Source organism: Streptomyces sp. NBC_00846, assembly GCF_045207325.1.
In the GTDB taxonomy this organism is placed as follows: Bacteria; Actinomycetota; Actinomycetes; order Streptomycetales; family Streptomycetaceae; genus Streptomyces.
This window is the reverse complement of the sequence record NZ_CP108846.1, coordinates 477587-491829: the sequence shown is the minus strand read 5'-3', so window position 1 is coordinate 491829 and position 14243 is coordinate 477587. Positions and strand designations below refer to the sequence as shown.

Here is a 14243-nt window from a genome sequence, read left to right as displayed (position 1 = left end):
GCGGCCGGAAGTCCTTGAACGGGGCCTCCCCTGCTCGAACGAAGTTGAGAGCTTGGGGAAGGAGCTACCAGGGCTTTTGGCCAACGCAGAAGGGGGTCCCCCTGGCCCTCAAGGCCTTGGGGGAGTGTGTGCTGGGCGGCGCGACGGGGCAAAGCTTGCCGGGAGGGGCACTAGCCCCGCAGGCCCGGACCGAGGGTATGGATGACCTGCGGGACCGCCCGTCGGAGGCGGGGCGTGTACGCCGGTAGAGTGATGCTTTGTGGCACCACGACCGTTGAACGAAGTAGTCGAGTCCGGCTGGGCCGAGGCGCTTGCCCCGGTGGCCGGACGCATCGCCGCGATGGGCGATTTCCTGCGTGCGGAGGTCGCGGCCGGCCGCACCTACCTTCCCGCCGGGGCGAACGTCCTGCGCGCGTTCCAGCAACCCTTCGACGACGTACGCGTCCTGATCGTCGGTCAGGACCCGTACCCGACACCCGGGATGGCGGTGGGCCTGAGCTTCTCGGTGGCCCCCGATGTGCGTCAGCTGCCCGGCAGCCTGGAGAACATCTTCCGCGAACTGCACACGGACCTGGGGCTTTCGCGGCCGTCCAACGGCGATCTGACACCGTGGACGCGCCAGGGTGTGCTGCTGCTGAACAAGGCGCTCACGACGGAACCCCGCAAACCGGGCGCGCACCGCGGCAAGGGCTGGGAGGAAGTGACCGAGCAGGCCATCCGGGCGCTGGCCGCGCGCGGCAAGCCCCTGGTGTCCGTGCTGTGGGGACGCGACGCCCGTAATCTGCGTCCGTTCCTCGACGACTTCCCGGCGATCGAGTCCGCGCACCCCTCGCCCATGTCGGCGGACCGCGGTTTCTTCGGTTCGCGCCCCTTCAGCCGTACCAATGAACTCCTGCTCCGCCAGGGCGCCCAGCCGGTGGACTGGCAGTTGCCGTAGCAGCCACACCCTTGCTGCTGCAACGGCGGCGGCCGGCCCGCCGCCGACTGCCCGGCCGGGCCTGCCACGCGGATCAACCGCCGGTGGTCACGAACCGATGACCGCCGCGCGGACACAGAGGACGTCCGGCAGATGCGCGGCGAGCTGCTGCCAGCTGTCGCCGTCGTCCGCGCTCGCGTACACCTCGCCGTTGCGATTGCCGAAGTAGATGCCCGCCGGGTCGGCGTCGTCCGTACGGAGCGCGTCGCGCAGCACCGTGCCGTAATGCGTTTTTTCGGGCAGGCCTGCTGAGAGCGGCGCCCAGGTACGGCCCGCGTCCTCGGTGCGGAACACCCGGCAGCGGTGTCCGGCCGGGACGCGGTCGGCGTCGGCGTTGATCGGGAAGATGTACGCCGTGTCCGCGCGGTGCGGGTGCGCGGCTACGGCGAAACCGAAATCGGAGGGGAGGTCTTGGCCGATGTCCGTCCAGTTGTCCCCGGAGTCGTCGCTCCGGAAGACTCCCCAGTGGTTCTGGAGGTAGAGCCGGTCGAGATCGACCGCGTCCCTGGCCACCTTGTGGACGCACTGGCCGAACTCCGGGTTCGGGTCGGGGAGGAACACCGCCGACACGCCCTTGTTCGCCGGGGCCCAGCTGGCACCGCCGTCCTTGGTGCGGAACACCCCGGCCGTGGAGACCGCGACCGTCACCTCCCGGGCATCCCTCGGGTCCGTGAGGATGGTGTGCAGACCCTCACCGCCGCCGCCCGGTACCCACTTCGAACGCGTCGGATGCTCCCACAGCGGGCGGACCAGCTCGAAGGACTCCCCGCCGTCCTCGGAACGGAACAGCGCCGCCGGCTCCGTCCCCGCGTACACGACATCGGGCGCCTCGGGACCCGCCGGGTGCAGCTGCCAGACCCGCTCCAGCGATGTCCCGGTGAACTCCGGGAACTTCACGGCCGGTTGCCTCGGTTCGACCCAGGTTGCGCCGAGATCGTCGGAGTGGAAGACCGACGGGCCCCAGTGCGCGCTGTCCCCGCCGACCAGCAGGCGGGGAACCTTCCTGCGGGTGTCGATGGCGATCGAATAGATCGCCTGGGCATTGAAATGCGGGTCGTCGAACTCCCACGTGCCGCCGCGCTTGCGGCCGATGAAGAGTCCCTTGCGGGTGCCCACGGTGAGCAGTACGTCGGTCATGGCCGAACCTCCCGAAACGCCTGTGTGCCGGATACGCGCCAGTCTGCACCCCACCACTGACAGAGGCCCGCAGGACGGCCCCGGACACCCGGACCCTGTTGCTTCCACGGTCGGCGACGGTACGGTGCAGCACATGTGGAAAGCGCTTGCCGAGCGCTTTCGCGGAGCGACCCGGGAGCAGCTGTGCCGACCTTCGAAGGGCTGCCCGGCGCCATCGCCGTGTCCCACCTGCGGGTCTACGACTGGCCCGCCGAGGACGGCCTGCGCGGCGGGACACCCCATCTCCACCTCACCTGCTCCGAGGGGTATGTGGTGGTCGGGGGCTCGGGCTCGGTGCAGACCCTCACCACGTCCGGGTTCCGGCAGACGCCACTGACCCCCGGGGCGCTGGTCTGGTTCACGCCGGGCACGATCCACCGTCTCGTCAACGAGGACGGGCTGCGCATCGTCGTCCTCATGGAGAACGGCGGACTGCCCGAGGCCGGTGACGCCGTACTCACTCTGCCGCCCCGCCACCTGGCGGACCCCGTGGCCTACCGGGCGGCGGTCGTCCTTCCCGCCGACGGTTGCGAAGCGGAACAGGAACGGGCCGCCCGCGCCCGCCGGGACCTCGCCGTCGAAGGTTTCCTCGCGCTGCGCCGGGCCACCGAGGCGGGCGACCCCGGACCGCTCGCCGCCTTCCACCGGGCCGCCGCGGCACTCGTACGCCCGAGGGCCGGGGACTGGCGGGAGCGCTGGTGGAAGGGGGCCGCTGCCGCGTCCGAGGTGACCGGTGGTCAGCTCGACGCCCTGGCCCGTGGTGACGGCGGATACCTCGCCGATGCCCGCGTACATGCCGAACAGCCCTCCGCACACGGGAGGTTCGGCATGTGCGGGCGCCTGGACGTCTACCGCGGCTGACCGGCTCCGGCGCCGTCACCACCGGCGGAGCGGCTCAGGACCCGGGTCGTGCTGCCGTCGTCCTCCACCGCGTCCCGGACATGCCGGAAGCCGATCCGGCCCAGCAGCGCCAGCGAGGCGGCGTTCTCGGCGGCTACCGTCGCGTGTACTCCGGTGAGCCCGAGGGCGCCGAACCCGTACGAGGTCAGCGCTTTCGCGACCTCGGTGCCGAACCCCTGCCCCCAGGCGGCCGGCGCCAGGGCGTAGACGATCTCGTGACCGTCCACATCCGGGGACGGGGAGGGCTTGATCTCCGCGTGGCCGACCAGACGGCCGCCGTGGCGCACGGCCCATACGTCGAAGAGTTCCTGGGCGTACACCTTGCTGAAGATCCGCCTGAACAGGGCACGGTCCTCGGCCTCGGTCTGCGGCCCGTCACCGATCCACCGGGACACCCGGGTGTCCTGGAAGAGCGCCACGAAGTCTTCCTCGTCCGCGGGTGTGTACGGCTCCAGAAGCAGCCGCCCGGTGTGCAGGGTGGGAGTGGTCGTCATGGCCGGGGACGGTACGCGGGCCGCGGCCCGGCCCACAACGGAAATACCTGCAGGCCGGGCCGGGTGGGCGGGGTCAGCGGCCGGGGGCGGCGGTGCTGTTGCGGACCACCAGCGTGGTGGCCAGGTCGACCCGGGTGGTCGCGGGCCGCTCGCCCCGGGCGAGGCCGAGGACCAGACGGGTGGCGGTCTCGGCCATCTCGATGAGCGGCTGGCGCACGGTGGTGAGCGGCGGCCCGATCCACCGGGTGAGGGGCAGATCGTCGAAGCCGACGACGCTCAGGTCCTCCGGGATGCGCAGCCCCAGTTCGCGGGCGGCCTCGTAGACGCCGAGGGCCTGGAGATCGTCGCCCGCGAACAGGGCGGTGGGCGGATCGGGCAGTCGCAGTAGTTCGAGGCCCGCCGCGTAGCCTGCCTCGTGGCGGAACTCGCCTTCCCGGATCAGTTCCGGATCGATGGGCAGTCCCGCCGTCTCCAGCGCCGCCCGGTAGCCGTCGACGCGGGCGCGGCTGCACATCATGCGGGACGGGCCGCTGATGACGCCGATCCGGCGGTGTCCGAGCCCGGTCAGGTGGCGGGTGGCACATCCCCACCACGTCCAACGCCTCGTCGATGCTGAGCTCCTCGCCCAACCCGCAGTTCGCCGCCGACCAGTACCAGATGGTCCAGAAGGCCCCCAGCTTCACGCTCTCCTGGGACCAGGCGCTGGAGTCCCGGTACGCGACCCCCCTCCTCACCGAGATCAGCAAGCTGTTCGCCGGCCAGTCCACGCCCGAGCAGTTCGTCGCAGCGATGAAGGCCGTCAAGTAGAAATGTCGCACCACACTCCGCACCCGAAGACGCGCGGACGGGGGAACGGGGCGGCCGCCGGCAACGCCGGCCGGCCGCCGGTCGGCTGGGCCGCCCCGGGCATCCTCTTCTTCGCCGTCTTCGCGATCGTCCCGCTGGCGATCGCCGTGTACCTCTCCTTCTGCCAGTGGGACGGGCTCAACTCCCCGAGCCTGACCGGCGTGGGCAACTGGACGCGGCTGTTCAAGGACCCCGAGTTCCGCCAGGCCGCCTGGCTGAGCCTGCTGCTCACCACGATCAGCTGAGCCTTCCAGACCCCCGTGGCCCTGCTGCTCGGCGTCTGGGCGGCGGGCCGGCAGCGCAGCCGGACCGTCCTCTCCGCGGTCTTCTTCATCCCGCTGCTGCTCTCCACCACCGCGATCGCGATGCTCTTCCACGCGCTGCTGGACCCCAACTTCGGGGTGATCAAGGAGATCGGGCCCTGGTTCGGGATCGACCCGAACATCATGGGCTCGTCCACCGGGGCGCTGCTCACCGTGGCGTTCGTCGGCGGCTGGCAGTTCATGCCCTTCCACACCCTGATCTACCAGGGCGGAACCCGCCAGATCCCGGAGGTCCTCTACCAGGCGGCGGCCATCGACGGCGCGGGCATGGTGCGGCAGTTCTTCCACATCACGCTGCCGCAGCTGCGCAACACCGTGACGACCTCGTCGGTCCTGATGATCGTCGGCTCGCTGACCTACTTCGACACCGTACTGATCATGACCAAGGGCGGTCCCGGCACGGACACCACGGTCCTGCCCTATCTGATGTACCGGACCGGTTTCCAGACCTACGACCTGGGCTACGCCGCGGCCATCGCCACCGCCCTGGTCGTCGTGGCCACCGGCCTGTCGCTGATTCTCGTCCGCTTCAGCGGCTTCGGGACCATGCGCTCCACCCGGGAAGGTATGTGACGCCATGTCATACGACACCCGCTCCGCGGCGCCGACGACGACGCGCCCCGTAGGCCGCACCCCACACCGACCCGCAGGAGGCGCCCGCCGCTGGAGGCCGCGCGGCAACCCGCTGGCCGGACTGGGCTCGCTGGTCTGGCTGGTCATCGTGATCGTGCCGGTCTACACGCTGATCTCCTCGTCGCTGATGCATCAGGACGAGGCACTCAACGGCGATCCGCTGGCCTTCCCGACGCACCCGACGCTCGACAACTACAACACCGTGCTGCACAGCGGCTTCCTCTCGATGCTGGCCAACACCGCGATCGTCGCGGTGGCCACCGTGGCCATCGTGCTGGTGCTCTCCGTGCCGGTGGCCTACGTGGCGGTACGCACCCGTGGCCGCCTCTCGTCACTCGCGTTCCGGACCTTCCTGCTCGGCGTGGCGATCCCGGCGCAGGCGGTGATCGTGCCGCTCTATCTGCTGATCGGCAGAATGGGGCTCTACGACACCCTGCCCGCGATCATCCTGCCGACCGCGGCCTTCTCGATGCCCGTCGCGGTGCTGGTGCTCAGCGGCACCATGCGCGATGTGTCCGAGGAGATGTACGAGGCGATGGCGCTCGACGGCGCCACACCCGTGCGGATGCTGCTGCAACTGGCCGTCCCGATGTCCCGGGCGGGCATCAGCACGGTGGCGATCTATACGGCGATCCAGGCATGGAACGGATTCCTCTTCCCGCTGATCCTGACCCAGTCGGAGGAGAACCGGGTCCTGACCCTCGGCCTGTTCAACTTCATGACCCAGTTCGGAGTGAACATCCCCGCCACCTTGGCAGCGATCGTCCTCTCCGTGGTGCCCATCTTCGCCGTCTACCTCGTGGCACGGCGGGCGCTGATCAACGGCCTGATGGGGGTGGGCGGCAAGTAGCTCTCCCACGCCGCCCCGTACCACCGCATTGACGAGAGGAACCGCTGCCGCCATGGCAACCCAACCCGTCCCGCACGCCCGCAGGGCCGACCCCGATCCCGCGGTCGACGGCCCCTGGCGCGACCCTTCACTCACCCCCGAGGAACGAGTGGCCGACCTCGTGCCCCGGATGACCCTGGAGGAGAAGGCCGCCCAGCTGTACGGAGTCTGGGTGGGCGCCGACGCCGACCGCGACGGAGTCGCGCCGCACCAGAACGACATGGACCCCGTTGACTGGGAGGACGTCACCGCCCACGGACTCGGCCAGCTGACCCGGCCGTTCGGCACCGCACCGGTCGACCCGGGCGTCGGCGCGGTCGCACTGGCCCGCGCCCAGCACCGGATCACCGAGTCCGGCCGGTTCGCCAACCCCGCCCTCGCCCACGAGGAGTGCCTGGCGGGCTTCACCGCGTGGGGCGCCACCGCCTACCCCGTGCCACTGTCGTGGGGCGCCTCCTGGGACCCGGAGCTGGTGACCGAGATGGCCGGCCGGATCGGCCGCGACATGCGGTCCGTCGGAATCCACCAGGGCCTCGCCCCCGTCCTCGACGTGGTGCGCGATCTGCGCTGGGGACGCGTCGAGGAGACCATCGGCGAGGACCCGTACCTCGTCGCCACCATCGGCACCGCCTATGTCCGCGGCCTGGAGTCCGCCGGCATCGTCGCCACCCTCAAACACTTCGCCGGATACGCCGCGTCGTCGGGCGCCCGCAACCACGCGCCGATCCGGGCCGGGGCACGCGAGATGGCCGACATCGTCCTCCCGCCCTTCGAGATGGCACTGCGCGAAGGCGGCGCCCGCTCGGTGATGCACTCCTACGCGGAGATCGACGGACTGCCCGCGGCCGCCGACCCGGCCCTGCTCACCGGACTCCTCCGGGACACCTGGGGCTTCACCGGCACCGTCGTCGCCGACTACTTCGGCATCGGCTTCCTGGAGACCCTGCACAAGGTCGCCGCCGACCGCGCCGACGCGGCCCGCCTCGCACTGTGCGCCGGGGTCGACGTGGAGCTGCCCACCGTCCATAGCTACGGGGCGGTGCTCGTGACCGCTGTACGGGACGGCGCCGTGGCCGAGGAACTGGTCGACCGGGCACTGCACCGGGTGCTGCTCCAGAAGTGCCAGCTCGGACTGCTCGACCCGGACCGGACCCCGCTGCCCACCGCGCTCCTCGGCACCGACCCCGAACAGGCCCGTTCGACGGTGGACCTCGACCCGCCGGAGAACCGGGCCCTGGCCCGGAAGCTGGCGGAAGAGGCGTGCGTGCTGCTCGCCAATCCCACCGGGGCGCTGCCGCTGCGCGGCGACGGCCGGATCGCGGTCGTCGGCCCGCGCGCCGACGACGCGCTGGCCATGCTCGGCTGCTACTCCTTCCCCAGCCACGTCGGCGTCTCGCACCCCGAGGTGCCGATGGGGATCGGCATCCCGACCGTGCTCGGAGTCGCTGCGCGCGGAGTTCCCCGCGGCGAAGCTGTCCTCGGCACGGGGCTGCGACGTGGACGGTACGGACACCTCCGACATCGCCACCGCCGCGGAGCTCGCCCGGGGCGCGGACGTCTGCGTCGCCGTGCTCGGCGACCGGGCCGGGCTCTTCGGCCGCGGCACCTCCGGCGAGGGGTGCGACGCCGCCGACCTGTCCCTGCCCGGCGTCCAGGGCGAACTGCTGGACGCGCTGCTGGCCACCGGAACCCCGGTGGTCCTGGTCCTGCTGACGGGGCGTCCGTACGCGCTGGGCCGCTGGGCGGGCCGAACGGCCGCGACCGTCCAGGCGTTCTTCCCCGGCGAGGAGGGCGGTCCGGCGCTGGCCGGTGTGCTGTCCGGCCGGGTCAACCCCTCCGGGCGGCTGCCCGTCGGCATCCCGTACGGCCGGGGCGGTCAGCCGTGGACGTACCTCCAGCCGCCGCTGGGCCTGGCGAACGAGGTCAGCAACCTGGACCCGACACCGCTGCACCCCTTCGGGCACGGGCTCTCGTACACCACGTTCGACTGGGAGCCCGGCGGGAGCGCGCCGGGCGAGATCCGCACCGACGGATCCGCCGACATCGAGGTCACCGTACGCAACACCGGAGACCGCGAAGGGGCCGAGGTCGTGCAGCTCTACGTCCACGACCCGGTCGCCCAGACCACCCGCCCGCAGGCCCGGCTGATCGGCTACGCCCGGGTGGAACTCGCGGCCGGACAAGCCCGGAAGATCACCTTCCGGTTCCACGCCGATCTGGTCTCCTTCACCGGCATCGGCGGCCGGCGGATCGTCGAACCCGGCGACCTGGAACTGCGGCTCGCGACATCGAGTGCCGTCCGCGACATCCGGCAGACGGTACGGCTGCGGCTCACCGGCCCCGAACGCACGGTCGACCACCGGCGCCGGCTGGTCTGTGAAACCACCATCGAGGAGGCGGCGCAGTTCCCGGTCGCGGCCGGAAACTGACCCACCGCCCTCTTCCTCGCTCCGGGAGCCTCCCCACACGGAAGTTCGGCCTTCCCACCGGCTGTGCGGGGAGCCCCTCGAAACTTTCGAAATCTCCCCGTCGCACCTTCCTGTTCCCGCACACCGACCCCGGCAAGGGTCGGCCAGGCATCGGCGTCACCAGTGCGGTGCACCGGATCGGCCGTCCCGGCGTCGATGTGCTCAAATGCTGGATGGTCGACCCGACGGTGGTGCTGCGGAACCCGGTGGTCGACACCGGCGGCCTCAAGCCCAGCTACCTGGGCCCGCCGGGGAGCCTCCGGCCGAACTGAGCCGAAGGGCGTACGGGCAAGGGGAGAACAGAACGATGACGCATGGGATCGAGGACCACGACGGACACGCCGCGTCCCTGGAGGTGACCTCCGTCGGGGCGGGGGTCCGGATCCGGGGCGTGGCGCCGTCGGGTGAGATCGCTGTGATCTGCACCCCGGCCCGCGCCCGGGAGCTGGCGGCGGCACTCGCCCGCGCGGCGGACGAGGCCGAGAGCGCGCAGTCGGCGCAGCCCGTCACCGTGAAGGCGGGCGAGCTGCGCCGCGGGGACGTACGGGACGGCGACCGGGCCATGACGGTGGAGAACGTCCGGATCGACGGCACCACCGCCCGGGTCACCTGGAAGTCGGGCGCCGGACGCAGCTGGACCCAGGAGTACGACGCGGACGCCGCGATCACGCTCGGGCGGCGCGGGTAGCCCGGTACGGCGGCGCCCTCGTACGAGCCCTGCACCTGGCGGTCGCTCGTCATTCCCAACCGGGTATGGACGGCGCCCATGCGCCAGTACAGTGCCGAACCGGTCGGGCCGAACACGGGCGTCCCGGCCGACTGGCACGTCGCCCACCTCGCGGCGCGCGCCATCGGTGGAACCTGAGGTTCCCCCGAGATGCGGGGTGGCAGGCGTCGCGACCCCGGCCGTGATCCGCCGGACAGGCCCTGGGGCCATTGGCCTCACGATCCGCCCGGGTCGCCCCCCTGCGCGGCGCTCAGCAGCCCCGCCCAGTCCGGGATCTTCACCGGTCCCCGGCCCAGCGACCTGCCCAGCGCCGCCTCCGCCCGCTCGATGGACAGCCAGCCGTCCCATTCCACCGGGCGCAGCCCCCACGCCCGCAGCGCGGCCACGGGGTCGGGCGCCGACGGGCGCGCGGCGAGCAGGGGGGCGTCGTCGAGCAATGACCCCACCGTCTCCTTCGCGCACGACCGGTTCGAGCCGATCACCCCGGTGGGCCCTCGCTTGATCCACCCGGCGACGTACTCCCCGGCTGACGGCACCCCGTCCCGCAGTATCCGCCCCGCCAGCTGCGGCACCGTCCCGCGCACCGCGTCGAACGGCAGGCCGGGCAGCGGCAGCCCGCGGTAGCCGACGGCCCGCAGCACGAGCTGGGCGCCGATGTCCTCATACGCACCGGAGTCGCGTACGCCCCCGCTGCCGTCCGGCACCATACGGGCGAACCGCACCCCGGCCACCCGGCCGTCCCGCTCCAGCAGCTCGACGGGACGCAGAAAGAACCGCAGCCGGATCGTGCGCACGGGGCTTCCCTCCGCGCCCACACCCGCGGCGCCCGCCGCGGCCCAACCGCGCAGGACCTCGACGTTGCGCCGCGCCGCCGCGGTCAAGGGCGGCGCGTTCGGCGGTGCGGAACGGGCCGAGGGGGGAGACGGATCGACGTACGCAGGGTCGAGCGCCAGCTCCGCCTCGTCCACGACCACCCGCGCCCGCGGCAGCGCGCCCAGCTCCCGCAGCTCCTTGGTGGTGAACCTGGCCTGCGAGGGGCCGCGTCGGCCCGCCATGTGGACCTCGCGCACCCGGCTCCCGGCCAACACCCCGAGAGCGGCGTGCGGTACGTCGGTGGGGTGCAGCTCCCGCGCGCTCCGGGCCAGGATCCGTGTCACGTCCACTGCCACGTTGCCGGCCCCGATCACCACGGCCGAACGGGCCCGCAGCGCAAAGCTGTCGGCGGCGGCGTCGGGGTGCGCGCTGTACCAGGAGACGAACTCGGTCGCGGAGTAGCTGCCGGGCAGATCCTCGCCGGGGATCGCGAGGCCGCGGTCGGCCGCGGCCCCGACGCAGTAGACCACCGCCTGGTAGAGCTCGCCGAGCCGTTCGGGCGGGATCCCGTCGCCGCCCACCTCGACATTGCCGAGAAAGGTGATCCGCTCGTGCTCCAGGACGGCCCGCAGGCCGTTCTGCAGCGACTTGATCTTCTCGTGGTCGGGGGCGACGCCGTAGCGCACCAGGCCGTACGGGCAGGGGAGCCGGTCCAGGACATGGACCCGGACACCAGGCACCCGGTCCTGCCCGACCAGGGCCTGGGCGGTGTAGACCCCACTGGGACCGGAACCGACGACGGCGACACGGAGCACGGCGCACCTCTTCCCACAGGCTCTGTCCAGCATGGCACCGGCGGCCGGTGCGGGGGAGAGGCGCGCCCGGGGCGCGATCAGGACGACAATCGCGCGCATTCGGTCGATCTCCACCGTCGGCTCGGCGACGACATCCCCGGCCATCTCCTCGACCAGCACGTCGTTGCCCTGCGAGAGCACGTCGGTCGCCATCGTGATCGCCCCCGGTGGTGGGTGATCACCAACTTCAGGAAGAGTTTGTCGAAGGCCGCGCCGTCCGCCGTCCGTAACTGCTCCAGCTGCGCCGGGGTCGCCATGCCGGCATCGCCGAGTGATCGTGGCCGGTGCCGCGCTTCACCCCGTCGTTGTGCGTGAGCCATCCCTCCATCGCGCCGATCTCCGGCTTCTGGCTCGCGGTGATGCGTTCGGCGAGGCGTTTGACCGCGGGGGACGACGCCCGGCACAGGAGTACGGCACCCGGCACCCGGGTCAGGCGGCGGACCTGGCGCTCCCGCCGGTCACTGCCGCCCACTCCACGAGCAACCGCTGGTACTGCTCCTCGTTCTCCGGGGACAGGCAGCCGCCTGAGCGCTCCCACAGGTCACGGATCTCTTTGTTCACCACGGCGGCGGTACGCGCGGAATCGGAGGAGCCGGGTCGACGGGGCATGCATACAGGCTAAGGCCACGTTGTGATAATCCGACCCATTGCGCGTCAGGGACATCTCTCACATGTCTCTCGGGCAACGCCCGGCACCAGTCCGAGCGTCCGCAGCCCGTCGGGCCGCTGCTCCACCGGCAGATGGTGGACAAAGCGCACGTCGCAGCCCAGCGCCGCCGCTCCGCCGTCCGCGTGCCGGTCGTCTCCGACCATCACCACACCCGCCGGATCCTGTCCGAGAAGTGTGCAGGCTGTGTGGAAGAGACGTGTATCCGGCTTCTGGACGCCGTGCTGGTACGACAGGACGTAGGCGTCAATCAGGGTGTCCAGACCGTGCGCCCGGAAGACCGGCCGCAGGTCCCAGCCGATGTTGCTGACGACACCGATGCGGATGCCGCTGTCGCGCAGTGCGCCGAGCACCTCCGCCGCGTCCGGGTACGGCAGCCAGGCGGCGGGTGACCTGTGCCGCTCGTACAGCGCGTCGTACAGCCCGGGATCCGGGAGGGAAACCTGCCGGGCCAGCCCGGTGTACGCCTCCCGGTGGAGGTCCATGCTCTCGTCACGGGTGGCCCATACTTCGGCGAGCCGATCGGGAACGTGCCGGGGAAGCGGACCGCCCGGCAACGCACCGGCAGCCTCCAGCCCTCGCGCGTACCGCTCGAAGTCGGCCTCGCTCACCGCCACCTCCCGCTCGGCGAGGGCCGCGCGCAACCAGGATTGGACCGATTCGATACGGAAGAGAGTCCCGGAGAAGTCGAAGAGCACACCCTTGATCTGCATGGACGCGATCCTCCCCGGTTCAGGAGCGCCGCGGCAAGGCCGGTCCGCCGCGCTTCTCGTACCGGGCGAAACCGGCGATGGAGAACCCGGCCAGAGCCGCCCCCAGCAGCCAGCCGCCCAGTACGTCGCTCGGCCAGTGCACCCCCAGGTAGAGCCGGGTGACGCCCACTCCGATCACCGAGACCCAGGCCACCACCAGCGCCGCCCGCCACACCCGGGGCCCCGTGCCGTGCCTGCGCATCAGCCAGAGCAGCAGACCACAGCTCACCATCGCCGTCATGGCGTGACCCGACGGGAACGCGGCGTAGTGAGCGGAATCCACCGGGTCCGGCCACCGCGGCCGCTCCCGGCCGACCGCGGACTTCAGCCCCTGCTGCAGGAGAGCCGACAGCACGCTCGTCAGGGCGATCCACACCGCGAGCGCCCGCGCCCCGCGCCACCACAGCACCACCACGGCCACCGTGATCAGGGCGCGCATCGTCCACGGATCCCATACCCAGTCGGTCAGGACCCGGTTGACGTGGACGAAGCCGGGTTCGGTGACCGCCCTTCGGTGCAGGGCATCCGCGACCGTACGGTCCAGCGTCATCAACGGCGACCAGCGCACGGCGACCAGGATCAGCAGGACCAGGGCGAGAGCGGTGCAGACCACGGCCGTGCCGAAGGGGCTCACGCGGGAACGGGTGCGGGCCGGTGGGACCGGCAACGGGGATGACATGGGGCGATCTTCGCGGAAGTTCCGCGTCCCCGGCTATCCCAGCGCTGTGAGTCCCGGGAGGAAGGCCACCAGAAGAGGAACCACCGGCACCAGGGCGGCCGCCGCGGTCAGCCGGAGCCGACGGCCGGCCGTGAGCCGCTCCACCGGGGTCAGCAGCCGGTTCACCCGCAGCGGGAGCTCGGCATCCGGCGTCGGGCAGGGGCCGAACACGCCGCGGTCCTCGTTGAGTTCCACCAGGGCCAGGGCGATCGTCAGCCGCCCGAAACGCCTCGACGCCACATCGTCCGCGGCCAGTTCGACCAGCCGGTGCATCTCGTCGCGGAAGGCCGCGAACACCGGCACCTGGGGAAACCCGCTCGCGAGCGCGCCGGAACAGTGCAGCAGCCAGTCGTGCCGGGCCTTCGCGTGACCCTGCTCGTGAGCGAGCACCGCATCCAGCTGACGACCCTTCAGGCGTCCCAGCGCCGCGGTGGTGATGACCAGTTGCGGCGCCGCACCCGGCAGCCACCAGGCATCCGGGCGCTCTCCCTCCAGTACGACGAGTCGGCCGCTGCCGGGCTCCTCCCCGGGCATCAGCGGGGAACGCACCAGCAATTCGGTCCGGCGCCGCCTGCGACGCACTCGGGCGCGACGGATCTCCCGGGTCAGCATCGCCACCGTCCATACCCCGCCGAGCGCCAGCAGCACGGCCATGGTGGCGGACCACCGCCCGTGTCCGCCCAGCGCATACGCCTCCACCACGGCACGCGGCGCCGGCGCGAACACATGCCCGCGCACCGCTTGCCAGGCCGCGGCCGCGCTGAACGTCATGGAGAGCGCGAAACAGAGCAGCACCCCGGCCACCACGCACTGCCACACCCACAGCGCGACAACGGGCTCACGCTCCGGCCACTGCGCCCGCGCCATCAGACGCGGGGTCACGACGGCGGCCAGTGCACCGAGCAGCAGCAGCGCTAGGGAGACCAACATGACGCCAGCCTATGAGTGGCGTGGTACCCACGGGTATGGCTCGGCACGGCAAGTGATGTACGCCACGGTTTGGCCCA

General features: G+C 71.7%; 12 protein-coding genes and 5 pseudogenes. 8 read left to right on the top strand and 9 right to left on the bottom strand.

Annotated features, from left to right (window positions below; all coding sequences use genetic code 11):
* Positions 1 to 259 precede the first annotated feature (259 nt).
* Positions 260 to 937, top strand: coding sequence for a uracil-DNA glycosylase (locus OG936_RS02325; RefSeq protein WP_406492165.1), 678 nt, complete (start codon positions 260 to 262; stop codon positions 935 to 937).
* Between the two features lie 87 nt (positions 938 to 1024).
* Here OG936_RS02325 and OG936_RS02320 read toward each other — a convergent pair whose 3' ends face one another.
* Positions 1025 to 2113 (bottom strand): WD40/YVTN/BNR-like repeat-containing protein, encoded by a 1089-nt coding sequence (locus OG936_RS02320; protein WP_406492163.1) that lies wholly within the window; start codon positions 2111 to 2113, stop codon positions 1025 to 1027.
* A gap of 183 nt (positions 2114 to 2296) precedes the next feature.
* On the opposite strand from OG936_RS02320, the gene OG936_RS02315 reads away from it, so the two are divergent.
* Positions 2297 to 3013, top strand: coding sequence for a cupin domain-containing protein (locus OG936_RS02315; protein WP_406492161.1), 717 nt, complete (start codon positions 2297 to 2299; stop codon positions 3011 to 3013).
* Here the strand turns inward: OG936_RS02315 and OG936_RS02310 are convergent.
* A complete protein-coding gene (locus OG936_RS02310; protein WP_406492159.1) occupies positions 3001 to 3546 on the bottom strand; it encodes a GNAT family N-acetyltransferase in 546 nt (181 codons plus the stop codon). The two genes, OG936_RS02315 and OG936_RS02310, sit on opposite strands and share 13 nt — an antisense overlap.
* A 73-nt stretch (positions 3547 to 3619) precedes the next feature.
* Positions 3620 to 4129 (bottom strand): annotated as a pseudogene (locus tag OG936_RS02305) (substrate-binding domain-containing protein); the annotation flags it as partial.
* Between OG936_RS02305 and OG936_RS02300 the strand changes: the two are divergent.
* The 6 genes and pseudogenes from OG936_RS02300 to OG936_RS02275 form a co-directional block, all read left to right on the top strand.
* A pseudogene (locus tag OG936_RS02300) lies at positions 4129 to 4353 on the top strand (sugar-binding protein); the annotation flags it as partial. The pseudogenes OG936_RS02305 and OG936_RS02300 overlap by 1 nt on opposite strands.
* Positions 4354 to 4355: 2 nt before the next feature.
* Positions 4356 to 5288: pseudogene (locus OG936_RS02295) on the top strand (carbohydrate ABC transporter permease).
* A gap of 4 nt (positions 5289 to 5292) precedes the next feature.
* Positions 5293 to 6198, top strand: coding sequence for a carbohydrate ABC transporter permease (locus tag OG936_RS02290; protein WP_406492158.1), 906 nt, complete (start codon positions 5293 to 5295; stop codon positions 6196 to 6198).
* 52 nt (positions 6199 to 6250) lie between these two features.
* Positions 6251 to 8666: pseudogene (locus tag OG936_RS02285) on the top strand (glycoside hydrolase family 3 N-terminal domain-containing protein).
* Positions 8667 to 8833: 167 nt separating this feature from the next.
* Positions 8834 to 8977, top strand: a complete 144-nt coding sequence (locus tag OG936_RS02280) for a hypothetical protein (protein WP_406492157.1) — start codon at positions 8834 to 8836, stop codon at positions 8975 to 8977.
* Between the two features lie 35 nt (positions 8978 to 9012).
* Positions 9013 to 9393 carry a hypothetical protein gene (locus OG936_RS02275; protein WP_406492156.1) on the top strand — a complete coding sequence of 127 codons (381 nt, stop codon included), beginning with the start codon at positions 9013 to 9015 and terminating at the stop codon, positions 9391 to 9393.
* A gap of 254 nt (positions 9394 to 9647) precedes the next feature.
* Here OG936_RS02275 and OG936_RS02270 read toward each other — a convergent pair whose 3' ends face one another.
* The 6 genes and pseudogenes from OG936_RS02270 to OG936_RS02245 form a co-directional block, all read right to left on the bottom strand.
* Positions 9648 to 11060, bottom strand: coding sequence for an FAD-dependent oxidoreductase (locus OG936_RS02270; RefSeq protein ID WP_406500300.1), 1413 nt, complete (start codon positions 11058 to 11060; stop codon positions 9648 to 9650).
* A 77-nt stretch (positions 11061 to 11137) separates the two neighbouring features.
* Positions 11138 to 11523 (bottom strand): annotated as a pseudogene (locus tag OG936_RS02265) (DUF305 domain-containing protein).
* Positions 11524 to 11528: 5 nt separating this feature from the next.
* Positions 11529 to 11708, bottom strand: coding sequence for a hypothetical protein (locus OG936_RS02260; RefSeq protein ID WP_406492154.1), 180 nt, complete (start codon positions 11706 to 11708; stop codon positions 11529 to 11531).
* A 45-nt stretch (positions 11709 to 11753) separates the two neighbouring features.
* Positions 11754 to 12479: an HAD family hydrolase gene (locus tag OG936_RS02255; RefSeq protein ID WP_406492152.1), complete on the bottom strand. Its 726-nt coding sequence runs from the start codon at positions 12477 to 12479 to the stop codon at positions 11754 to 11756.
* Positions 12480 to 12498: 19 nt separating this feature from the next.
* Positions 12499 to 13197 carry a phosphatase PAP2 family protein gene (locus OG936_RS02250; protein WP_406492150.1) on the bottom strand — a complete coding sequence of 233 codons (699 nt, stop codon included), beginning with the start codon at positions 13195 to 13197 and terminating at the stop codon, positions 12499 to 12501.
* Positions 13198 to 13230: 33 nt separating this feature from the next.
* A complete protein-coding gene (locus OG936_RS02245; RefSeq protein WP_406492148.1) occupies positions 13231 to 14166 on the bottom strand; it encodes a M56 family metallopeptidase in 936 nt (311 codons plus the stop codon).
* Between the last annotated feature and the right edge of the window lie 77 nt (positions 14167 to 14243).

Excerpts from the sequence above, each read along its gene's own strand:
- OG936_RS02320 (WP_406492163.1), bottom strand. The coding sequence starts at position 2,113 with ATGACCGACGTACTGCTCACCGTGGGCACCCGCAAGGGACTCTTCATC.
- OG936_RS02310 (WP_406492159.1), bottom strand. The coding sequence starts at position 3,546 with ATGACGACCACTCCCACCCTGCACACCGGGCGGCTGCTTCTGGAGCCG.
- OG936_RS02290 (WP_406492158.1), top strand. The coding sequence starts at position 5,293 with ATGTCATACGACACCCGCTCCGCGGCGCCGACGACGACGCGCCCCGTA.
- OG936_RS02275 (WP_406492156.1), top strand. The coding sequence starts at position 9,013 with ATGACGCATGGGATCGAGGACCACGACGGACACGCCGCGTCCCTGGAG.
- OG936_RS02260 (WP_406492154.1), bottom strand. The coding sequence starts at position 11,708 with ATGCCCCGTCGACCCGGCTCCTCCGATTCCGCGCGTACCGCCGCCGTG.
- OG936_RS02255 (WP_406492152.1), bottom strand. The coding sequence starts at position 12,479 with ATGCAGATCAAGGGTGTGCTCTTCGACTTCTCCGGGACTCTCTTCCGT.
- OG936_RS02250 (WP_406492150.1), bottom strand. The coding sequence starts at position 13,197 with ATGTCATCCCCGTTGCCGGTCCCACCGGCCCGCACCCGTTCCCGCGTG.
- OG936_RS02245 (WP_406492148.1), bottom strand. The coding sequence starts at position 14,166 with ATGTTGGTCTCCCTAGCGCTGCTGCTGCTCGGTGCACTGGCCGCCGTC.